At 58.8% G+C, this 22,722-nt stretch carries 17 protein-coding genes; 7 read left to right on the forward strand and 10 right to left on the reverse strand.

Annotated elements, in window-relative coordinates; translation table 11 throughout:
- Positions 1-39: 39 nt before the first annotated feature.
- The 6 genes from I6L34_RS13530 to lpxL all read right to left on the reverse strand — a co-directional run bounded on the left by I6L34_RS13530 (position 40) and on the right by lpxL (position 7,896).
- Entirely contained in the window at positions 40-612 is a 573-nt protein-coding gene (locus I6L34_RS13530; RefSeq protein ID WP_058057934.1) for a DNA-J related domain-containing protein, read from the reverse strand.
- Positions 609-2,396: a sodium:proton antiporter gene (locus tag I6L34_RS13535; protein WP_058057935.1), complete on the reverse strand. Its 1,788-nt coding sequence runs from the start codon at positions 2,394-2,396 to the stop codon at positions 609-611. The genes I6L34_RS13530 and I6L34_RS13535 overlap by 4 nt, the downstream gene beginning before the upstream one ends.
- Before the next feature lie 190 nt (positions 2,397-2,586).
- On the reverse strand, positions 2,587-3,108 hold the full coding sequence (locus tag I6L34_RS13540; protein WP_005335907.1) for an MltR family transcriptional regulator: 522 nt from the start codon (positions 3,106-3,108) through the stop codon (positions 2,587-2,589).
- Between the two features lie 133 nt (positions 3,109-3,241).
- Entirely contained in the window at positions 3,242-4,387 is a 1,146-nt protein-coding gene (locus I6L34_RS13545) for a mannitol-1-phosphate 5-dehydrogenase (protein ID WP_005363105.1), read from the reverse strand.
- A gap of 37 nt (positions 4,388-4,424) precedes the next feature.
- Positions 4,425-6,347: a PTS mannitol transporter subunit IICBA gene (locus tag I6L34_RS13550; protein ID WP_021231686.1), complete on the reverse strand. Its 1,923-nt coding sequence runs from the start codon at positions 6,345-6,347 to the stop codon at positions 4,425-4,427.
- A gap of 625 nt (positions 6,348-6,972) precedes the next feature.
- On the reverse strand, positions 6,973-7,896 hold the full coding sequence (lpxL, locus tag I6L34_RS13555; RefSeq protein ID WP_216954838.1) for an LpxL/LpxP family Kdo(2)-lipid IV(A) lauroyl/palmitoleoyl acyltransferase: 924 nt from the start codon (positions 7,894-7,896) through the stop codon (positions 6,973-6,975).
- A gap of 204 nt (positions 7,897-8,100) precedes the next feature.
- Here lpxL and hldE point away from each other — a divergent pair, with 204 nt between their 5' ends.
- Positions 8,101-9,528: a bifunctional D-glycero-beta-D-manno-heptose-7-phosphate kinase/D-glycero-beta-D-manno-heptose 1-phosphate adenylyltransferase HldE gene (gene hldE, locus I6L34_RS13560; RefSeq protein ID WP_005335903.1), complete on the forward strand. Its 1,428-nt coding sequence runs from the start codon at positions 8,101-8,103 to the stop codon at positions 9,526-9,528.
- 116 nt (positions 9,529-9,644) lie between these two features.
- On the opposite strand, the gene tolC is transcribed toward hldE, so the two are convergent.
- A complete protein-coding gene (gene tolC / locus I6L34_RS13565; protein ID WP_005335902.1) occupies positions 9,645-10,964 on the reverse strand; it encodes an outer membrane channel protein TolC in 1,320 nt (439 codons plus the stop codon).
- 304 nt (positions 10,965-11,268) lie between these two features.
- Here tolC and nudF point away from each other — a divergent pair, with 304 nt between their 5' ends.
- The 6 genes from nudF to parC all read left to right on the forward strand — a co-directional run bounded on the left by nudF (position 11,269) and on the right by parC (position 18,330).
- A complete protein-coding gene (gene nudF, locus I6L34_RS13570) occupies positions 11,269-11,910 on the forward strand; it encodes an ADP-ribose diphosphatase (protein ID WP_005335901.1) in 642 nt (213 codons plus the stop codon).
- Positions 11,911-12,018: 108 nt separating this feature from the next.
- Positions 12,019-12,468 carry a DUF1249 domain-containing protein gene (locus tag I6L34_RS13575; RefSeq protein ID WP_042052480.1) on the forward strand — a complete coding sequence of 150 codons (450 nt, stop codon included), beginning with the start codon at positions 12,019-12,021 and terminating at the stop codon, positions 12,466-12,468.
- A 22-nt stretch (positions 12,469-12,490) separates the two neighbouring features.
- Complete coding sequence (cpdA, locus tag I6L34_RS13580) at positions 12,491-13,309, forward strand: 3',5'-cyclic-AMP phosphodiesterase (protein WP_041202814.1); 819 nt, start codon at positions 12,491-12,493, stop codon at positions 13,307-13,309.
- Between the two features lie 12 nt (positions 13,310-13,321).
- Complete coding sequence (locus I6L34_RS13585; protein WP_139440923.1) at positions 13,322-13,909, forward strand: YqiA/YcfP family alpha/beta fold hydrolase; 588 nt, start codon at positions 13,322-13,324, stop codon at positions 13,907-13,909.
- A 132-nt stretch (positions 13,910-14,041) separates the two neighbouring features.
- Complete coding sequence (gene parE / locus I6L34_RS13590; protein WP_216954839.1) at positions 14,042-15,952, forward strand: DNA topoisomerase IV subunit B; 1,911 nt, start codon at positions 14,042-14,044, stop codon at positions 15,950-15,952.
- 83 nt (positions 15,953-16,035) lie between these two features.
- Positions 16,036-18,330: a DNA topoisomerase IV subunit A gene (parC, locus tag I6L34_RS13595; RefSeq protein WP_216954840.1), complete on the forward strand. Its 2,295-nt coding sequence runs from the start codon at positions 16,036-16,038 to the stop codon at positions 18,328-18,330.
- A 58-nt stretch (positions 18,331-18,388) separates the two neighbouring features.
- On the opposite strand, the gene I6L34_RS13600 is transcribed toward parC, so the two are convergent.
- From I6L34_RS13600 to I6L34_RS13610, 3 genes are all read right to left on the reverse strand, one after another.
- Complete coding sequence (locus I6L34_RS13600) at positions 18,389-19,231, reverse strand: HNH endonuclease signature motif containing protein (protein ID WP_216954841.1); 843 nt, start codon at positions 19,229-19,231, stop codon at positions 18,389-18,391.
- Positions 19,232-19,468: 237 nt separating this feature from the next.
- Positions 19,469-20,077 (reverse strand): hypothetical protein, encoded by a 609-nt coding sequence (locus I6L34_RS13605; protein WP_216954842.1) that lies wholly within the window; start codon positions 20,075-20,077, stop codon positions 19,469-19,471.
- 681 nt (positions 20,078-20,758) lie between these two features.
- Positions 20,759-22,246, reverse strand: a complete 1,488-nt coding sequence (locus I6L34_RS13610; RefSeq protein ID WP_254202863.1) for a peptide MFS transporter — start codon at positions 22,244-22,246, stop codon at positions 20,759-20,761.
- Positions 22,247-22,722 lie beyond the last annotated feature (476 nt).

A 22,722-nucleotide genomic window follows, 5' to 3' on the forward strand; every position in this document is an offset into this window, starting at 1 on the left:
GCTCCAGTCTATGCCTGCCCTTTATATGCGGCAACGGGATCATCCCCGCAGGACCTCCCATGCCCAGCGGATGCGGATAAAGGTCTCGGCATTGCCGCCCCGATCCGGATGGTGCTGCAATGCCAGCTCCCGCCAGCGGCGGCGGATCGCCTCCTGACTCGCCCCTTCATTCAACTCGAACAGGGCCAGCGCCTCGGCTTTGTGCCCCTCACCGTCATAAGCGCGCCAGAAGCGGTTGAGCAGGGCCTCAACTTCGGCACGATCGGTCTGCCAGAACACCTGCCAGTCGAGATAGTAGCTACGCAGATTTTCGCCAAGGGCAAAGCCGTGACTGGCCTCCGAGCTCCCGACCAGTGGTTCGAGCCGGATATCCAGGGTGCTGATCACCAGCCACCAACCCTCTTCATAAAGCTCGGCTTGCAACTGGTAGAGGGCGTTCATGATCAGGAAGTTGACCCGAAACAGCTGCAGCTGCTCATCGTCGGCCAGTACCGGAATTGCCCCCTGCTGGCGCAGAGCAGCCATCAGTTCATGCACCTTGTAGCTGCCCGCCGCCTGTTGCAATAGCACCAGTAGCGGGGCGACCAGCGGATTGTGGTTGGCGTCGCTCATTCGGCACCCTGCTCTCTGGGCGGTTGCAGGGCGATCAGCAGCTCACCCGCCTGCGGGGTGACGGGGCCGGTAACGATCTGGGGCTTGCCCTTGCCATCCATGATGAACAGCGGGATGGCGCCGGGATTGGCGGCCTGATACTGGGCCCAGTCGAACGCCTCGCTCAGGCGGGTCGCTTTGATCTGGCCACCCCGGCTCAGCAGGCCGCTCAGCCGGGCATAGTTGATGTCGGGGCCGAACAGGTTCTGGCGAGCGCGAAAGGTGGCGCTCTCCCGGTTGGCCTTGCCGTGTTGCTCGCTGGATCGCAGGGAGTAGACCTGCTCCTCGCCGTAGAGGTGGGCAAAGTGCAGCACCCCGAGGGCGTTGTTGTGGCGGTTGGGGGAGAGTGCCAGCACGGTACTGATGCTGGTAAGCGGCAGGTGCAGCTCGGCATGTTCCGACTGGGGGTTGCCGAAATAGCAGGGGAGGTTGCTCATCCGCGCCTGTTTGCAGAACTCCCAGGCGGGATCGCAGAGCTGTACCGGCACCCCCTGATCCGCCAGAGCCTTGCCGATGGCTCGCGCCACCGAGTTGGCCCCTATGATGAGCCAGGTATTGGGGGCGCTCTGGCGCATCTTGAGCAGGCTGGCCAGCGGTGCCGAGGTGAGGCTCTGCAACACCACGGTGGAGATGATCACCGCAAATACCAGCGGCACCAGCTTGTCGGCATCGGGGATCTCGGCCTGATGCAGGCTGATGGCAAACGAGGCACTGACTGCCGCTGCGACTATGCCACGCGGGGCGATCCAGCTCAGCAGGGCGCGAGCCCGCCAGGAGAGATCCGAGCCCCAGGTCGAGACCAGAATACAGAGCGGGCGCGCCACAAACTGCACCACGCACAGCAGCGCCAGCACCATGGGGCCGAGCTGCCAGAGCTGTGCCAGATCGAGGCGGGCCGCCAGCAGGATAAACAGGCTGGATATAAGGATGACCGCGAGATCTTCCTTGAACGCCAGCACCTCTTCCAGATCCAGCCCCTCCTGATTGGCGAGCCAGATGCCGAACACGGTCACCGCCAGCAGGCCGGACTCGTGGCTCAGCCAGTTGGAGAGGCTGAAGGTGACCAGCACCAGCGCCAGCACCCCGAACTTGTGCAGGCTGACCGGCAGCCAGTCCTTGCGAATGAGCAGGGTGGTGAGCCAGCCTGCCGCCACCCCGATCAGGGAACCGACCAGCACTGTCTTGCCCAGCGCCAGCAGGGTGTGGCTGATGAGATCCCCCTGACTGCCGAGGCGCACCGCCTCGAACACCAGCACCGCAAACAGGGCGCCGATAGGATCGATGACGATCCCCTCCCAGCGCAGGATGCGGTCCACCTCCCGGGTGGGGCGGATCACGTTGAGCATGGGGGCGATCACGGTAGGGCCCGTTACCACCAGTACCGCGCCGAGCATGGTGGCGACCCGCCAGTCCAGCCCCAGCAGGAAGTAACCGGCGCTACCGATGACGGCGAAACTGACCAGCATGCCGGTGGAGCAGAGATTGCGCACCACCTTGCCGATCCCCTTGAGCTCGGCGAGATGGAGGGTCAGCGCCCCCTCGAACAGGATGATGGCCACCGACAGGGAGACCAGCGGAAACAGCAGCTCCCCGAGCAGGGCATCGGGGTCGAGCAGGCCGCTGACCGGGCCCAGAGTCAGGCCGGTGAGCAGCAGAAACAGGATGGCGGGTACCCGCAGCGACCAGGCAAGCCATTGGGCCAGCACGGAGACCAGGGCGATCCCGGCCAGAGAGAGGGCAATCATGCAGACCTCGAGTCAGGCAGTGAGTATGGAGCTAGTGTAGTGGCTAAGTTGGTCAGATTGACACCTGAAGGAGCGTGCATCATGGCCGGGATGGGGAGATGTGCGACAGTCGGCGTCATGGTGGCTGGCGGTGGTGTGAAGGGCGCCAGCCAGACGCCAACCGTGGTGATGGTGTGGCCTCGGGGCCGGATTAGATGGGGCTCTCCTTGTGGAGCTCGCCGACACAGTCGGCCAGCGCCAGTACCAGTGCGGAGCGCACCATCTGATCGAGCCGGTTGAGCTGCATCTGGTAGAAGGCCCAATCCTCTTCGCTGGCGGGGGGCTCCAGCTTCATCATGCCGCCCTGATTGACCCCGTGCAGGCGGTCGAGCAGATCGCGGATCGGCTTGTCGCTGAAGCGGTAATCCTTGGGGTCGCGCACCAGAAAGTCGCGGATCTTGATATAGGCTTCGATATCCTGATAGCGCTCGAGTGAGATGAGGCCGAGGGCGAAGATGAGCTTGAGGCGCACCTCCAACTGGCCGAGGGGGCCGCTCTGGTTGAGCAGGGGTTCGATGGCGTATTTGACGGCATACTCCTCCTGACGGAACGCGCGTCGCATCAGGGAGTCGACCGCCTCTTCCAGGATGGTCACGGCTTCGAGAAAGAAGCCGCGGGGGCCATCCTGCTCGTTCAGTCGTTCCAGTACTTCATCTTCCTGGTGTGTGGTCATAGGTGCATTGGGTCCAGCTGACAGGGAGAGAGTGGGCCTCTCTCCCGGTTTTTATCATATGGGGCACATTCCCTTGCCATTCAAGCGCTTGGCGCGCTATCAGTGGTGGCTGAATGCGCCGCAAGCAGGGTTATTACAGGGTTTCGTAACGGGCGACAATGGCGCGAACCACTTCGCTCTCTTCATCCAGTCCGGTGACGCGGGCCAACGCTTTCGCCGGGCCCAGCTCCGCCAGCAGGGCTTGCAACTCCACCGCCTGCGGATCATCGGCATTGCGATAGTGGAGCGCCGCGGCGATCCCTTCCTGCAACTGCTCGTTGGGCAGGCCGTACTCCAGGGTGCCCAGCAGCGGCTTCACCAGTCGATCCCCCGCCGCCAGCTTGCGCAGTGGCTGACGACCGACCCGGTCAATCTCGTCCACCAGATAGGGGTTGGCGAAGCGGGCCAGGATCTTCTCGATGTAGGCGGCGTGCAGGCGCGGGTCGAAGCCGTAGCGTTTCACCAGCACGGCACCACTCTCCTCCATGGCGCGGCGTACCTTGCTGCGGATCACCGGATCCTCGATCGCCTCGCGCACGGTGCGGTAGCCCCGCAGTTTACCTAGGTAGGCGGTGACGATGTGGCCGGTGTTCAGGGTGAACAGCTTGCGCTCGACGAAGGCCATCAGGTTATCGGTGGGCTCCATGCCCGCCACCTGTGGCAGTTCCCCCTTGAACTGGGTCTGGTCGACGATCCACTCGCTGAAGCTCTCTACCGTCACTTCCAGTGGATCATCGTTGGCAGCCGCGGCGGGCGGCACGATGCGATCCACCGCCGAGTCGACGAAGCCGATACAGGATTCGAGCGTGGCATGATACGCGACCGGCAGGTACTTGAGTACCTCCCGCTTGAGGTGGCTGGTGCCGCGCACCATGTTTTCGCAGGCGATGACGTTGAGCGGAGTCAGGTTGCCGGCATCGAAACGGGCCTGCAGCCCCTTGGCAAGGGTACTGGCAATCTTGTCCAGAATGTTGGGGCCCACTGCCGTGGTGACCAGATCGGCAGTGATGATACGGGCGATCACCTCGTGACCGGCGGAGCTCACCGCCGCCACGTTGCGCACCACGTCCAGCTTCTGATCCGCTCCCACCACATGGACCTTGTACTCCTGGCGGTGGTTGAGCTGGTCGATCAGGGTGTCGTTGACGTCGGCGAAGGTGACCTGATGGCTGGCATCCGCCAGCACTTTACCGATAAAGCCACGACCGATGTTACCAGCACCAAAATGCAATGTTTTCATGATATTAACCTCTTGAACCAAAGACGATGAAAGATGATTACGCAGCCTGTTCGGCGCCCAGCAGATCCAGGAAGGCCTGGGGATCCGTGGTGCTGGCCAGCCGGTCGATGAGACCGGGTTCATCCAGTGCATTGGTCAGGCGGGTTATCACCTGCATGTGTTCGTCGTTGCGGGCGGCGATGCCGATCACCAGCCGCGCTACCTCATCGGCAGCCTCGCCAAAGGCGACCCCGGCCGGGTACTGGCAGATGACGATGCCGGTACGCTTCACAAACTCCTTGGCGGCGATGGTGCCGTGCGGCACGGCGATGGATTCGCCGAGGTAGGTGGAGACCAGTTGTTCGCGCTCCAGCATGGCGTTGACGTAGTCGGGGGCCACGTAGCCGCGCTCGGCCAGCAGTCGGCCAGCGGTCAGGATGGCGGCCTCCTTGTTGTCCGCTTTCAGTCCCAGATGCACGTCATGACGGCTCAGGGTAAAGACTTCGGCGGCCTGCGGCTCGTAGCTGTCGTCGTTGGCGGCCACCAGCAGTTGCGGGTTGGCGACGTCATCGTTGGCGGCGCGGCTCAGGCTCTGTACCAGCTCCTGATAGAGGCCGTTGTCGAGGAAGTTGGTCAGGGAAATATGGTGAGCGTTTGGCGCATGGCGACGGGCCCGCTCGGTCAAATCCTTGTGGGTGATGACCCAGTCCACCTGATCGTCGAGCTGATCGATGGCGCGGTTGGTGACGCTGATATCGAGCCCGGCGGCCTGCACCCGCTTGCGCAGCATGCCGGCACCCATGGCGCTGGAGCCCATGCCCGCATCGCAGGCGACCACGATATTACGTACCGCCATCAGTTCTCCGCCCGGCTTCTTGGCCGCTGCGGTTTCGGGCTTGCCGCCCTTCATGGCTTTCATCTTGCGAGTGGCTTCACCGAGGGCATCGGCCTCGTCAGCTTCTGGCTGCTGGGCGCGAACGAATACGGCAGCGACCAGGAAAGAGACCAGAGTAGCGCTGATGATGGAGAGGGCGACCCCGATCAGGGAGGCTTTCGGCGTCATCAACAACACGGCGAAGATGGAACCCGGTGAGGCAGGGGAGACCAGACCGGCGTTGAACAGGGTCAGGGTAAAGACCCCGGTCATGCCACCGGCGATCACCGCCAGAATGAGGCGCGGGTTCATCAGCACGTACGGGAAGTAGATCTCGTGGATGCCACCGAAGAAGTGAATGATGGAGGCGCCAGCCGCAGACTGCTTGGCCGCACCACGACCGAACACCATGTAGGCCAGCAGCACACCCATGCCCGGGCCCGGGTTCGCTTCAATCAGGAAGAAGATGGAGCTACCGTGCTCGGTGGCTTGCTGGATCCCCAGCGGCGAGAAGATGCCGTGGTTGATGGCGTTGTTGAGGAACAGGATCTTGGCCGGTTCGACGAAGATGGAGGTGAGCGGCAGCATGTGGTTTTCTACCAGGAAGCCGACGCCACCGGCCAGCAGGCCGGAGAGCACCTTGACGAAGGGGCCAATCACGAAGAAGGCGAGGATGGCCAGCAGCATGCCGATGAGGCCGGCGGAGAAGTTGTTGACCAGCATCTCGAAGCCGCTCTTGACGCGACCGTCCATCGCCTTGTCGAAGCGCTTGATGGCCCAGCCACCGAGCGGGCCGACCATCATGGCTCCCATGAACATGGGGATGTCGGTGCCCACGATGACGCCCATGGTGGTGATGGCACCTACCACGCCGCCGCGCTCACCGCCCATCAGTTTGCCGCCGGTGTAGCCAATCAGCAGCGGCAGCAGATAGGTGATCATGGGGCCGACCAGCTTGGCCAAGGTTTCATTGGGCAGCCAGCCGGTGGGGATGAAGAGGGCGGTAATAAAGCCCCAGGCGATAAAGGCGCCTATGTTGGGCATGACCATATTGGACAGGAAGCGTCCAAAATTCTGTATCTTGACTTTGGTATCCGGTGATAACATGTCGGGACCCCGTTTTAAGCCTGTTTGATTAAAAGTGGTAGTCGGGATGGCCGGTTTTGCCGAACCGCCATCCCGGTCGTCTAAGCAACTTCAATCTACCAGCTTGATATCAAATTAGGCTGAAAACGGGGTGTCTTGTGAGCTAGCTCTCAGATACCCAGCGATACCCCCTCCAGAACCAGTGACCTGCGTCACATTCGCATGCTGTAATTCGGCTACATTTCGATCTTTTCTGTTTTACGCGACCATTTTTTGTGACTTGGCTCACCGAAATTGCTTTGTGGCTCTCCTGTTTAAGGGTGATTGGTGTCACAAATCTGATTTTTGTATTCGAATGGGACAACTCATTAAATCACTCATCAGCGGGTAGTGACGATGGATCTATCGCAACACTCCATTGCTTATCAATGAATCAATAAATTTGTAACCCGCTTTCAGTTTTTACGGTTGGTGATGAGGTCTCTTTTGCTGCTTGTTAATGGGAATGGGCGCCAACATGCAGGATGCTATCGAGCTGCAGTGTTCGGGGCGCTTGTTTTCCGCGCAGGCCAGATTGCAGATAAAAACAAACCGCCAGCAGGCGGTTTGTCGTTTTTTGCGATCTGGCCCCTGTCGGGGCTGCGGCTTAGTAGAAGCCGGCATCCTCGGGGGAGGGGCGGGTCTTGAAGCGGCGATGGAGCCACATGTACTGCTCCGGCGCCTTGCGCACGGCGGCTTCAATCTCTCGGTTGGCGCGGGCGGCATCAACCATGTCATCCCCGCTGGGGTAGTCGGCGAGCGGCGCGCCGATATGCAGGGTGTAACCCTCGTTGGTGCGGATGTTGTAGCAGGGCAGGGTGACGGTGTTCTTCACCCTCGCCAGGGTGGCGGTGCCGGTGATGGTGGCCGCCTGCTCTACCGCGAAGTAGGGCACGAACACGCTGGCGTGGCTGCCGTAGTCGTGATCCGGTGCATACCAGAGGGCGTCGCCGTTGCGCAGCGCCTTGATCATCCCCTTCACATCCATCCGGTCTACCAGATATTTGTTGGAGGCACAGCGCCCGTGGTACTGGGCATACTCCAACACCGGATTGGTGTTGGGGCGATAGACCCCCACGCCGGGGCGCACCAGCCCGAAACAGCGGGCGTTGAGTTCCAGCGTCAGGAAGTGGCAGGAGAGCAGCAGCATGCCCTGACCTTTTTCCATGGCGGCGATGACGTGCTCTTCCCCTTCCACCTTCATCAGGTTGCGCATCCGCCAGTCTGGCCAGAACCAGGCGATCCCCACCTCGAACACGGCGCAGCCCACGCTCTCGAAGTTTGCCTTGAGCAGTTTCTCCCGCTCATCCCGGGTCAGCTCGGGCATCGCCAGCTCCAGATTGCGATGGGCAATCTTGACCCGGGACTTCAATATCCTGGCGGCGAGGCGACCGAGCTGACGGCCCAGCCACATCTGGCTGCGCCACGGCAGCAGGGTCAGCAACCAGAGCAGGCCGAGGCCGAACCAGCTGGCCCAGTAACGGGGATGAAACAGGCGGGGCTCCAGGCGGGGAGCGTTGTCATGGGCCATGGCTAATCTCTTGTTCGCAAACACAATCGGGGGATTCTAGCCGAAAAGGGGGGGCGGGGGCGAATGGCAGTGTGCTGGTCAGAGGGGTAGCCTGCGTCCGGTTAGCGTGACAGCGGCGGCAACTGCGGTCGGCTTTTTCTACACCGGATAAAAGAGTGTGATAAAATCTCCCGCTGATTTTTCAGGTTTTGAGAGTCGATACAGATGAAGATCACCCTGCCCGATTTTGAAAAAGCCCGCGTTCTGGTCGTTGGCGATGTCATGTTGGACCGTTACTGGCATGGCCCTACCGGTCGGATCTCCCCCGAGGCGCCGGTGCCCGTGGTCAAGGTTGAACACATTGAGGAGCGTCCCGGTGGCGCGGCCAACGTGGCCCTCAACTCCGCCGCCCTTGGCGCTCACGCCGTGCTGCTTGGCCTGACCGGTCAGGATGAAGCGGCCGATGCCCTGGCCGGTCAGATGGCTGGCGTCAAGGTGGCCTGTGACTTCGTTCGTCTGGCCGACTTCCCGACTATCACCAAGCTGCGGGTGCTGTCCCGCAACCAGCAGCTGCTGCGTCTGGACTTTGAAGAGCCCTTCCACTCCGTCGATGCCACCCTGCTGATGAGCAAGGTCGAGCAGGCGCTGCCGAATAGTGACGTGATGATCCTCTCCGACTACGGCAAAGGTGCTCTCAACGACGTGCCCGGCATGATCCAGCGCGCCCGTGCCGCCGGCATTCCTGTGTTGGTCGATCCCAAGGGGACCGACTTCGAGAAGTATCGCGGTGCCACCCTGCTGACCCCCAACATGTCCGAATTCGAGGCCGTGGTGGGCAAGGTGAAGAGCGAAGAGGAGCTGGTCGCCAAGGGGTTGGATCTGGTCAAGCGTTTCGAGCTGGATGCCCTGCTGGTCACCCGTTCCGAGAACGGCATGACCCTGATCCGCGAAGGTCAGCCGGAGCTGCATCTGCCGGCTCAGGCCCACGAGGTTTACGATGTGACCGGTGCCGGTGATACCGTCATCTCCACTCTGGCTACCTCACTGGCGGCAGGCAAGAGCCTGGACGAAGCCTGTGCGCTGGCCAATACCGCTGCCGGTATTGTGGTCGGCAAGCTGGGTACCTCTACCGTCAGCCCGGTCGAGCTGGCCAACGCCCTCTACACCGAGCAGGAGACCGGCTTTGGCGTCATGTCCGAAGCCCAGCTGAAAGTGGCGGTTCGTGCCGCCCGTCTGCGTGGCGAGAAGGTGGTGATGACCAACGGTTGCTTCGACATCCTGCACGCCGGCCATGTCTCCTATCTGGCCAACGCCGGCAAGCTGGGGGATCGTCTGATCGTGGCGGTCAACACCGACGAGTCGGTTCGCCGTCTGAAAGGGCCGGGTCGTCCGGTCAACCCGACCGAGCGCCGCATGGCGGTGCTGGCTGCGCTGGGTGCGGTGGATTGGGTTGTGCCATTTGGTGAAGATACCCCGCAGCGCCTGATCGCCGAAATCCTGCCCGACCTGTTGGTCAAGGGTGGCGACTACAAGCCGGAAGATATCGCCGGTTACGCCGAGGTGACCGCCAATGGCGGCGAGGTGCGCGTTCTCAACTTCGAGGATGGCTGCTCCACCACCGACATCATCAAGACGATCCGCGAGCGCGGCTAACGTTCTGCTGGCCCCGCAATCTGGCGGGGCTCGCTATCGGCGGCTGCAAGCCGACAGAAATACGGATAACAAAAAGGCGACCTTGCGGTCGCCTTTTTCATGTCCGATAGCGGCTATCAGCCTTTGGCTTTTGCCGTGGCGGGCATCAGGCCCTGGTTCACTTCCACCAGATCCTGCGCTTCCAGAATACCGGCAGCCTGTTTCAGGCTCAGGATATTGAGAATGTAGTTGTAACGGGCTTCGGAGAGCTTCTGCTTGGCCTCGTACAGCTTGCGAGTGGAGTCCAGCACGTCGACGATGGTACGGGTACCCACTTCGTAACCGGCTTCGGTCGCCTTCAGGGCGCTGTCGGCGGAAACCACAGACTGGCTGTAGGCGCGCACCGAGCCGATGCTGGCGTTCACGTTGTTGTAGGAGGAGCGCACTGTGCTCTGCACCGAGCGGAAGTTCTTCTCCAGCAGTTCGCTGGCCGCCACGTAGTTGTATTGAGCTTGCTTCACCTTGGAGCTGGTGGCGCCACCGCTGTAGATGGGCAGCTTGAAGGTCAGACCGATATTGGCCTGATTGTCATTGCCGCCCGGAATACTATCCAGCTTGTAATCGGTATTGCTGGTTTGCAGTCCGGCACCCAGATCCAGAGTCGGCTCATGGCCGGTTTTGGCCAGATCGATCTGCTCTTTGGCAATATCCTTGCTGATGCGGGCACTGTGCAGTTGCAGGTTCTTGTCCAGCGCCAGCTCCAGCCACTTGTCGGAGCCGAAGGCGGTCTTCTGCGGGCTGAAACGATCGGTGTTCAGCACGTCCAGATTGCGGTGATCGATACCGGTCAGCTCGCGCAGGGTCTCGTAGCTGTTGTCCAGCGAGTTTTCGGCATTGATCTCGTCGGCCAGCGCCTGGTCACGGGAGGCTTCCGCTTCATGGACGTCGGTGATGGCGGTCAGGCCCACTTCGAAACGCTGCTGGGTTTGCTCCAGTTGACGCTCTACGGCAACCTTGTTGGCACGGACGAACTCCAGGGTATCCATCGCCTTGAGCACATCAAAGTAGGCTTTGGCGGTGCGCACCATCAGGTTCTGGATTTCGAGGTTGTAGGCAACATCTGACTGGGTGGCCTGCTTCTCGCTGATATCCAGATTGACCCAGTTACTGCGACGATAGAGGGATTGCGACAGCGTCACCTCACCCTTGGCGTTGGTATTGCTCTGGGTATCGTTCTTGTTTTGCAGATAATTGAGCCCGGCACCCAGATCGATCTGGGGCAGCAGAGGGGCACGGGATTCGTTGATCTTCTCGAAGGCCTGGTCGCGAACGGCTTTGGACTGCAGCAACTGCGGGTCTTTGATCTGGGCTTGCTGGTAGATGTCGAGCAGGTTTTCGGCATGGGCACCGGCACTGACGCCCAGCAACACCATGACTGACAAAAGTGTTCTTTTCATAGATCGTTTTAACCTTATGTAGTAACCCAAACTGGTTGCTGGAGAGGCAAATATTGTCACCGACCAAGCTTGATTGCAGCTTAATCACTCTACTATAAGCAAAATTTAATGCTAAGAGTCTCAGGTCCGGTGACGGGAACGTCAAGAACCGGACGCAGTTTTCTCCCCGCGTGCCTAGCCAAATGGTCTGTGGCTGCTAAAATCCACCCCTCATTACCATGGCACGCCGAGTGAATGAACGTTCATTCATGTTCCTCGGATTTTATGGTCAAACTGATACAAGTCAAGCTGACGGGAGCCCCGGATGTCGCAGCAACCCTTGCCGCAAGATCGGCATTACGCCGCCGATGATGTGAAAATCATTGAAAAATCAGCTGGATATAACGGCTTCTTCAAGGTGAATGTCTATCGTCTGCAGCATCGGTTATTTGCTGGCGGCTGGAATCAGCCCATCGTGCGCGAGCTGTTCGAGCGGGGTCATGCCGCCGCGCTGCTGCCCTATGATCCGGTACGCGACCAGATAGTGCTGGTGGAGCAGTTCCGCATCGGCGCCATGGAGACCAGTCCGACCCCCTGGCTGCTGGAGCTGGTGGCCGGCATCATCGACGAAGGGGAGACCGCCGAGGCGGTGGTGCGTCGCGAAGCGGTGGAAGAGGCCGGTATCGAGGTTGCCCGCTGCGAGCATGCCATCAGCTATCTGGTGAGCCCGGGCGGCAGCACCGAGCGGATCGAGGTCTTTGTGGGCGAGGTGGATGCCAGCAAGGCCGAGGGGCTGCACGGTCTGGCTGATGAAGGCGAGGATATCCGGGTGCACGTGGTGAGCCGCGAACAGGCCTACGCCTGGCTCAAAGAGGGACGCATCGACAATGCGGCCTCGGTCATCGCCCTGCAGTGGCTGGCCCTCAACCATGGCGAGCTGCGTGCCCGCTGGCTGGCAGATCGCTGAGGTGGCGCTGACCCTGCAACAGAGCAGGCGCTATGTGCCTGATCTGATGTCCTTGCAGCGTACCTGCGAGGTCAACTACTCACGGGTGTTGATTGATGGAGCTTTGCGATGCCGTTAGTTCAATCCCGGACCAAACGTTATGTGCCGGATTTGATGTCTTTGCAGAGAACTTGCGAGGTCAACTACATGGCGTTGATGAAACTGCTGCCGCCTGATGGGGAAGTCGGCGCCGAGCGCCGCTATCGGGTCGGCAACGATCTGCAGTTCCAGCTCACCATCATTGGCGAGAGTCGCTTCACCAATCAGGTGATCCTGAGCCAGCACAACCCCGAATTGCCCGAATATTTACAAGCTCAGATAGAGATTCGTTTGTATCACGATGTGCGGATGGCGGAAGTGTGTGCAGCGCAACAGATTTCCCGTTTGCAACCACGTTATGATTATCCCAATAAAAAGATGCACCAGCGGGACGAAAAGGAGCAGGTAAATCTGTTTCTGGCCGAATGGCTAAAATTTTGTCTCAGACATGGTACCAGCCCGATCAATATCTCCAGTTGAACAAATAAAAAGAAGCGTGATTTTGGAAACAGAGCTCCCCCAGGCGCAGGACGGCAGTGTGCGCCTGTTGCAAATTACCGACACCCACCTCTTCGCGAGTGCCGAAGGGCGGCTGTTGGCTGTGCGCACCGCAGAGAGTCTGGCCGCCGTGCTGGAACAGGTGCAGGCCAATGAACACCCCTACGAGGTAATTCTGGCGACCGGCGATCTGTCGCAGGATCACAGCCCGGAATCCTATCAGCGTTTCGCCTCCATGATGGCGCCCCTGGGCCGCCCCATCTACTGGCTGCCGGGCAATCACGATGACAGCCCGCTGATGACCGAATATCTCCATGCCGCCGGGATCAGCGAATCCAAACAGCTGGTGGGCGACCACTGGCAGGTGATCCTGCTCGACACCCAGGTGCGCGGCAAACCCCACGGCATGATTGGCGATCACCAGCTGGCCGCCCTCGACCGTGCCCTGCGTCAATATCCTGATCGCCACGCCCTTATCACCCTGCACCATCAGGCGGTACCGGTGGGCTGCGCCTGGCTGGATCAGCACAATCTCAAGAATGCCGATGACCTGTTCGCCGTGCTGGCTCGTCATCCGCAGCAGAAGACCATCCTGTTCGGCCACGTTCATCAGGAGTTTGACGAGGTGCACCGCGGGGTGCGGCTGATTGCCAGCCCCTCCACCTGCATTCAGTTCAAACCGCTATCCGACGGCTTCGCGCTGGATGAATCCGGCCCGGGCTGGCGCTATCTCACCCTCTATCCGGATGGGCGGGTGGCCAGCGAGGTGTGGCGCCTGCCGGTGGGACAGTTTGTGCCCGACCCCAACGCCACCGGTTATTGAGGAGAGCATTCCATGAAGTCGGTTCTCCTTTATCTGCACGGTTTCAACTCCTCACCGGGCTCCGCCAAGGCGCAGCAGATGGCTGCCTGGGTGGCCGCCAATCGGCCCGACATCGAGGTGATCATTCCGGCTCAGCCCAATACGCCGGCGGCGGCTTGGGCGGCTATCGAACAGACCATTGCCGATCTGCTGCGTCGTTATGGTAGTGAATTCAAGCTCGGCGCCGTGGGCAGCTCACTCGGCGGCTTTATGGCGACCCGGGTGAGCGAACAGTACGGCTGCCGCGCGGCGCTGATCAATCCGGCGGTGCGCCCGCACGAGCTCCTTTGCGACTACCTCGGCCCCCAGACCAATCCCTATACCGGTGAGCAGTATGTACTGCTGCCTGAACATATGGATGAGCTGCGGGCACTGGCGGTACCGGTGGCGGCGCCGGAGCGACTCTGGATCCTGCAACAGCAGGGGGATGAGGTGCTCGACTATCGCAAGGCGCTGGATGAGTACCGCTTTGCCCGCCTCTCGCTGGAGTGCGGCGGCAACCACGCCTTTGTCGCGTTCGAGCGCTACCCCGCCCAGATCATCCGTTTCCTCGGGTTATAGTCAGGTTTGAGTCAATAAGGGCGGTCTCGCCCTGCTTGTTCTTCTCCAGATCAAGCTTTCGGTGCGGGGAGTTTGTTCTACCCCCGCCTAGCAGTTAAGATTCCCTCCAAACGTCAATTCGCAAGGCCCTCCATGTCTACTCAATACAATGCGGATGCCATTGAGGTCCTCAATGGCCTTGAGCCGGTGCGTCGCCGCCCCGGCATGTATACCGACACCACCCGGCCCAATCACCTCGGCCAGGAGGTCATCGACAACAGCGTCGATGAAGCGCTGGCAGGTCACGCCCGCAATCTGGAGGTGATCCTGCATGAAGACCAGTCCCTCGAAGTGATCGACGACGGCCGCGGCATGCCGGTCGATATCCACCCGGAAGAGGGTGTCAGCGGGGTGGAGCTGATCCTCTGCAAGCTGCACGCGGGCGGCAAATTCTCCAACAAGAACTACCAGTTCTCCGGCGGTCTGCACGGGGTGGGTATTTCGGTAGTGAACGCCCTCTCCGATCGGGTCGAGGTGACCGTGCGTCGTGACGGTCAGGTCTATGACATCGCCTTCGAGCGTGGCGAGAAGGTGCAGGAGCTGACCATCACCGGCACCTGTGGTCGTCGCAACACCGGCACCCGGGTGCGCTTCTGGCCGCAGGCGAGCTACTTTGATTCGCCCAAGTTCTCGGTCACCAAGCTGGAGCACCTGCTCAAAGCCAAGGCGGTGCTCTGCCCCGGCCTCACCATCAAGTTCCTCGACAAGAACACCGGCATCAAGCTGGAGTGGTGCTACGAAGATGGCCTCAAGGATTATCTGGTCGACGCGGTCAAGCAGTTCACCTGCCTGCCGGAGCAGCCCTTTATCGGCTCCTTTAGCTCCGAACAGTCGGCGGTGGACTGGGCACTCTGCTGGCTGCCTGAAGGGGGAGAATGCCTCGCCGAATCCTATGTGAACCTGATACCCACTGCGCAGGGCGGTACTCACGTCAACGGTCTGCGTCAGGGGCTGCTCGACGCCATGCGCGAGTTCTGCGAGTTCCGCAACCTGCTGCCGCGCGGGGTCAAGCTGACCCCGGAAGATATCTGGGATCGCTGCGCCTACATCCTCTCCATCAAGATGCAGGATCCACAGTTCGCCGGTCAGACCAAGGAGCGCCTCTCCTCCCGCCAGAGCTCGGCGTTCGTCTCCGGCGTGGTGAAGGATGCCTTCAGCCTCTATCTGAACAGCAACACCGAGCTGGCGGAGCAGATCGCCGAGATCTGCATCTCCAGCGCCCAGCGCCGGATGCGCGCCGCCAAGACGGTGGTGCGAAAGAAGATTACCCAGGGCCCGGCCCTGCCTGGCAAGTTGACCGACTGTAACTGCGCCGACCCCATGCAGGGGGAGCTGTTCCTGGTGGAGGGTGACTCCGCGGGCGGCAGTGCCAAGCAGGCGCGGGATCGCGAGTTTCAGGCCATCATGCCGCTGCGCGGCAAGATCCTGAACACCTGGGAGGTGGAGGCTGGTCAGGTGCTCGCCTCGCAAGAAGTGCACGATATCTCGGTCGCCATCGGGCTCGATCCTGACTCTGAGGATCTCAGCGGCCTGCGCTACGGCAAGGTGTGCATCCTCGCGGATGCGGACTCGGACGGTCTGCACATCGCCACTCTGCTCTGCGCCCTCTTTGTGAAGCACTTCCGCACGCTGGTGGAGAAGGGCCACGTCTATGTCGCCATGCCACCCCTCTACCGGATCGATATCGGTAAAGAGGTCTACTACGCCCTCGACGAGGACGAGAAGAACGGCGTGCTGCAGCGGGTCGAAGCCGAGAAGAAGAAGGGCAAGGTGATGGTGACCCGATTCAAGGGCTTGGGCGAAATGAACCCGAAACAGCTGCGGGAAACCACCATGGATCCCAACACCCGTCGTCTGGTGCAACTCACCATGGAGTCGGCAGGAGAGAGCGAAGGGGATGCGGCTGACGAGACCCTGCAGCTGATGGACATGCTGCTGGCCAAGAAGCGGGCGAGCGATCGCCGCGAATGGCTGGAAGAGAAGGGCAACCTCGCCATCATTTAAGCCGTCGGCTGGCCCGCACTGGGCCAGCAAGCATTTAGCCGGAGTCGCCCTGTGGCGGCTCCCGAACCGAAAGAGAAAATCACATGAGTGATGCTATCGAGCTCAGTCTGGACGGGGTAGAGCGCCAGCCAATGCGCACCTTTACCGAACAGGCTTACTTGAACTACTCCATGTACGTCATCATGGATCGGGCCTTGCCGCATATTGGCGATGGCCTCAAACCGGTGCAGCGGCGCATTATCTACGCCATGAGCGAGCTGGGTCTGTCGGCGCTCTCCAAGCACAAGAAATCCGCCCGTACCGTGGGTGACGTGCTGGGTAAGTACCACCCCCACGGCGACATCGCCTGTTATGAAGCCATGGTGCTGATGGCCCAGCCCTTCTCCTACCGCTACCCGCTGGTGGATGGTCAGGGTAACTGGGGTGCGCCGGACGATCCCAAATCCTTCGCCGCCATGCGTTATACCGAGGCGCGCCTGTCCCGCTTCTCTGAGCTGCTGCTCTCAGAGCTCGGCCAAGGCACGGTGGAGTGGACGCCGAACTTCGACGGCACCATGAAGGAGCCGGTGGTGCTGCCTGCCCGCCTGCCGCACATCCTGCTCAACGGGGTGACCGGTATCGCGGTGGGCATGGCAACCGACATCCCGCCCCACAACGCGCGGGAAGTGGCCTACGCCTGTGCCGAGCTGCTCGACAACCCCAATGCGGGGCTGGATGCATTGATGCAGCACATTCAGGGGCCGGACTACCCGACCAACGCCGAGATCATCACCCCGCGCGACGATATCCGCAAAATCTACGAGACCGGCAAGGGCTCCATCAAGCAGCGAGCGGTCTGGAGCGAGGAGGATGGCGACATCGTCATCACCGCGTTGCCTCATCAGGCCTCCGGCGCCAAGATCATGGAGCAGATTGCCGCACAGATGGTGGCGAAAAAGCTGCCGATGGTCACCGATCTGCGCGATGAATCGGACCACGAGAACCCGACCCGTCTGGTGATCGTGCCGCGCTCCAACCGGGTGGATGTGGAGGGGCTGATGGCCCACCTGTTCGCCACCACGGATCTGGAGAAGAACTACCGGGTCAACCTCAACATCTTGGGCCTCGACAACCGGCCGCAGGTGAAGTGCCTCAAGACCATCCTCAGCGAGTGGATCCAGTTCCGCCGCGAGACCGTGCGTCGCCGCCTGCAATTCCGCCTCGACAAGGTGCTGGCTCGCCTGCACATCCTCGAAGGCTTGCTGATCGCCTACCTCAACATCGACGAGGTGATCGAGATCATCCGTACCGAGGATGAGCCGGGCAAGGTGATGGTGGAGCGCTTCAACATTACCGAGACCCAGGCCGAAGCGATCCTCGAGCTGAAACTGCGCCATCTGGCCAAGCTCGAAGAGTTCAAGCTGCGCGCCGAACAGAACGAACTGGCCGAAGAGCGCGACAAGCTGGAGCAGATCCTGGGCTCCGAGCGTCGCCTCAACACCCTGCTCAAGAAAGAGTTGCTGGCCGATGCCGAGAAGTACGGCGACGATCGCCGCACCCCGCTGGTGGAGCGTGCCACCGCGGTGGCGCTGACCGAGAAAGAGCTGGTGCCTAGCGAACCGGTCACCGTCATCCTCTCCGACAAGGGGTGGGTGCGCGCCGCCAAGGGCCACGACGTGGATGTCGAGGGGCTCTCCTACAAGGCGGGGGACAGCTATCTGGCCCACGCCTGTGGCCGCAGCAACCAGCAGGCGGTGTTCCTCTCCACGTTGGGCCGAACCTACGCCCTCGAATCCCATACCTTGCCATCCGCCCGCAGTCAGGGCGAACCGCTCACCGGCCGCTTTGCGCTGGGGGCTGGGGAAGAGGTGCGCCATCTGGTGATGGGCAACGAGGGCGAGCCGTATCTGATCGCCAGCGATGCCGGTTACGGCTTTGTCTGCACCTATGACGATCTCATCGGCAAGAACAAGAACGGCAAGGCGCTGCTCACCGTGCCGGAAGGGGGCCAGGTGATGGCACCCCAGAAGATCGGCTCGCCGGAGACCGATCTCTGCATGGCCATCTCCAACGAAGGGCGCATGCTGCTGTTCCCGCTCAACACCTTGCCGGTGCTCGGCAAGGGTAAGGGCAACAAGCTCATCAGCATTCCGTCGGCTCGCGTCAAGGCGCGGGAGGAGTTTGTGGTGATGGCCGCCGTGATCCCGCAGGGTCAGTCGGTCACCCTGTTTGCCGGCAAGCGCAAGCTGACCCTCAAGCCATCTGACCTTGACTACTACCGCGGCGAGCGCGGCCGCCGCGGCGCCAAGCTGCCCCGCGGTTTGCAGCGGGTCGATCGCATCGAGATTGAACCCGCCGCCGGTGCCGAACCGGCAGCCGGGGAAAATCAGGAAGGGTAATTAATAGAAAGGGCGCGGAAGCGCCCTTGTCATTAACGGGAAAATAGACAATATAATCTTATGTCTTTTGCCATATCTCCAAAACAATATGGTCGATATCAAAAGCTTTTCTTGTCAATATTAGCGAGCTCTCATTTCCATTTTTAATCTTGTTAATAATCCCATGTTTTATCAAAATAGGCATTGCGATTTTAATAATTTCTTTTAGATTTTCATCAAGCGTTTTATAAATGTTCGATTGCTTTATTAGTCGCCCTGAAATAAATAGGGCTAAAATATCTTTTACAACATACTTTATAAATGGCTTCTCGTTTGATTCATATGAATTTATTTTTTCATGATGACCTTGCTCAACTTTTTTCCAAAAAACTTTATGTGCCTCTAAAGTCACACTTTCTGCAAATATCCTTGATGATTCTGCTTTTCTATCCCAGTCAATTTGTATCCATTCAGATTTGGATAACATAAACCTATCAAAAAGTCGGTGATGTGTTGGACATAGTACAAGTATGTTTTCTTCATTCTGTGTACCACCTAACTTATTTGGAATGATATGGCATCTATCTATAGACCTGTTCTCACCGCAAATTTCACAAGGCAGATTTCGATTTAGAATTTCTCCATCCCATTTTATCTCTGCTTTTAGTCTTGAAATATAAGGCGAGTCAATATCATTGAATGGTCTGTTCTCAAGAGATGAGTAAAATGCCTTATAGATTAGACTTTCAATTTCGTAGTGGTTAGATAACGGAGATAGAGTAGATGCTTTCTTTGCAACAGCATCAATTTCTTTATGCAGCTCAGCTATTTTTTCTTTATACAACGGTATTTTTGATAATAGAGTTTCTATATGCTTTAGTTCTTCCAAGTCGAATGGATAATCAGGAGTACCAGTTCCCATATTATCACTCCAAAATTTTTAATTAGTCGTCGAAAACGATGATTTTAACGAAAGCATGTTAAATGATATAGAAATTTTGTCTCAGACTTATAGTCCTAGGACTGTAGGTCTGATTAGTGAAGCGTAATCATGTATGTGAGAATGTCAGTTACCGTCATGTGGTTGCTAATTCAAATCCCCCCCCCCTCATTCTCAGTCCTTCTCCTGAAGGGGGGATATTATAAACTAATTTAACTCTTATCGTATGTTTTCGCTTCTCTTGCGATATTTGAAATTTGGTTTTGATTTGCTTTTTAGTTGTATCACTTCAAGCTCTAACTTAGCCAACTCCAATGTTCTTATCTTTAAATTTAGATAAGTTAATTCATTCATTGGTACTTGAACTTTTTTATACCATCTAGACAAACCTAAAATGAATAGTATTATTGCGAATGATGGTGTGATTAACAGAAACCAAAAAAATCTAGTGTTAAATATCCACTCGAAATTTTCTTTTAAAGGTTGAGATAACTCACTATACCTCTTGTATTCTGTGATAATACTTTCATCACTTCTCTTTATTGCTAGCAATATATCAAGCTCATCCTCCAATGACTCCCTTCTTATTTCCCTATATGGACATTTCTCTATATGCCCATGTTTTATTGCATCTATCCTGCAGTTTATTTCTCTTATGCTAATCTCAGCGTCATTTGATTGAAGGTGCAGATTTGTTGCTTTTTCGTAATTAGATAACAAGAATGTTAAATAAACAAGTCCAGCAATACTAAATAGCAGTATCAAAAGTCCTGATATAGCAGAAAATTTATATAAATTATCTGTTGGTGGCGAGGGTAATACATTCATTTTTTATGCCTTTTTATTTTTTTAATCATAGTTCATTAGGTGAAGCAAGAGTCTATGTTAATGTTGAGTCCATAGAACGCAATAGTTTGAACAAAATTTATTAATGCAAAGGCCGTAGGTCTGATTAGTGATGAAGCGTAATCAGACGATCGCGAAAATCGGTTGCCGCAATTCTGCAGGTGCGCCAGCTGCTCTCTTCTCTATCTCCATAGCCACCGGGATTGCGGTGCGAACGATTACGCTTCGCTAATCGACCCTACGCTTTCCTGCTTGATTTAACGTTCTGCGGCTTGTCGGTGGCTTCGGTTGTGATGGTTTGTTCCCCCTCATCCCCGACCCTTCTCCCCTTATCTATGGTAAAGAGTGGGAGAAGGGAGCAGAGATCGCAGCCATTGATCGTGACAGTGGTATGGCGTGATAGCTAAGGGTGACAGCTATGGCTACAGGTTGGCAGGCGCTGATCCCCTCTCCCCGTGGGAGAGGGTTAGGGTGAGGGGACGCTGACAATAGGGTAAACGCCACAGCGAGCGCCAGGTGGGCAACCTGAAATGAGTCATCCATCCCACCAAAAGAGAAGAGCCCCGCCATCCATGATGGCGGGGCTCTTTACATTATCAGCCGCATTGCTGATTCAACCGTTCGCACTGGCAGGGGCCAGTGAAATGGCTGGCCCGAACCCGATTAGACAGGAATGGCAGTGGCCGACGGAGGCGGGGTGATCTTGGAGGCGATCAGCTGGCGCAGGCGGGGCACCAGCAGTAGCAACACCACGCCGCCCGCCAGCGAGCCCCAGCCCAGCATATTGAATACCGAGCTGTAACCCGGGTTGGTGGCGACCGGGGTGCTGCCGATATTCTGCGGCATGGCGCTGGACACATAGCCCGCCAGCACGGAGGCGACGCCAGTCACCATCATCCAGCATCCCATCATCAAGCCTTGCAGGCTGGCGGGGGCCAGCTTGCCAATCATGGCGTAGCCGATGGGGGAGATAAGCAGCTCGCCAAAGCTCTGCAGCACATAGCTGATGGCGATCCACTTGAAGGCGACCAGCCCGTCGGCCCCCGCCAGATGGATGCCTAGCGGCAGCACCAGCATGCCGAGCCCCATGCAAAACAGGGAGGCGGCAAACTGGGAAGGGATGTCGATATTCCACCCCTGTTCGCGCAGCCGCTTGAACAGCAGTGCCATCAGGGGGCCACCGATAACGATGACGATGGTGTTGATGTTCTGGATCCACTGGGGGGCGACCCGCAGCCCGAACACGTTGAGGTTGATGTTGTGCTCGGAAAAGAGCATCAGCCCCATGGGCGCCAGCTGGTAGAGCGACCAGAAGATGAGGGAGCCGAGGGCGAGGATCAGGTAGGCCACCATGCGGCTGCGCTCGGCGGCGTCCGGATGGCGGGCGGTCATCACGCAGAGCAGTACCAGCACCACGGCCCCCAGGATCAGCACGAAGCTGCCGCTGAAGCTGGCGTGGGTCAGCAGCAGGCGCAGCGCCGGCACCAGCATGGCCAGAATGGCGATACCTGCCAGCATGCGGCGGTAGAAGCCGCTCCCTTTGACGTGGCGCAGCGGGGTGCTGATATCCGCCAGAATCGGCCAGCAGGCGAAGGTGGCGATGATGGCGATGATGTTGCCCAGCGTCGCGAACAGGAACAGGGTGCGGTAATCCTCGGTGAGCTGGAAGTAGCCCGCCACCGTGAAGCCGATAAAGAAGCCCAGATTCATCCCGGCGTAGTTCCACAGGAAGGCGCTCTCGCGGCGGTGATCATCCGGGGCGAAGCGCTGGGTCAGCATCATGTTGAGGCAGGTGACGTTGAGGCCGCTGCCGGTAAGGAACATGGCGAGCCCCCAGTAGAGGCCGGTGATCCCCATCTCGGCGATGAAGTAGCAGCCGATCACCTGCAGCACCATCCCCATCACGAACAGGTTGCGGTTGCTGAGGTAGCGCCCGCCGAGATAACCGCCAAACAGGTGCAGGCCATAGTTGAAGGCCCCGAAGACCCCCATCATGGCGTTGGCCTGGGATTCACTGAAGCCGAGTCGCTTGGTGGCGTAGAGCACCAGCGTGGAGTAGAGCACGGCAAACCCCAGGGTTGAGAAGGTCTGGATAAAGAACAGCGCCCCGGAGCCGGGGGGAATGGTGGGGTGTTGATTCGAAGCGCTCACGGTCTGTCTCCTGTGAGAGAAGAAAGTCATAACTCGTCCTGAGAGCGTGCCGGTCTGCTGCCGGCTAGCCTTGTGCGCTTCCATGCTGGTCTGAAGGCCGGTCTGTCATTTAGCGGCCAAGCGGTACAAATAGCCATACCTGAAATTTAATCCGGCGCGATTAATTGCTTTTTATTGATCTATTCCGCCTTTTTATGCGTGATTGAGTCGTGGTTGTAGCTCGGCTTACCACACGATTGCGGCACGGCTGATGTGATCCAGTCGGCTATTTGGTGCCGATTATGGCGCTGTAGCGGGATCTGTGTCCCGCTTTGTTGTCCCGAAACGCAGCTGGCGCCAAGCCGTTGTATCGCAGGTTGTTTATTCATCCTCGGGTCTTGAGTGAATAAATATCGGGAAGAGAAGGGGTAGCCTCAGGGTGACTTGCGCGTGTTACCTCTCTGCTGTCGAGAGGGTGAGGGGAGGATAGAACAACG

The sequence above is a fragment of the Aeromonas sp. FDAARGOS 1404 genome, assembly GCF_019047085.1.
GTDB lineage: Bacteria > Pseudomonadota > Gammaproteobacteria > Enterobacterales > Aeromonadaceae > Aeromonas > Aeromonas veronii.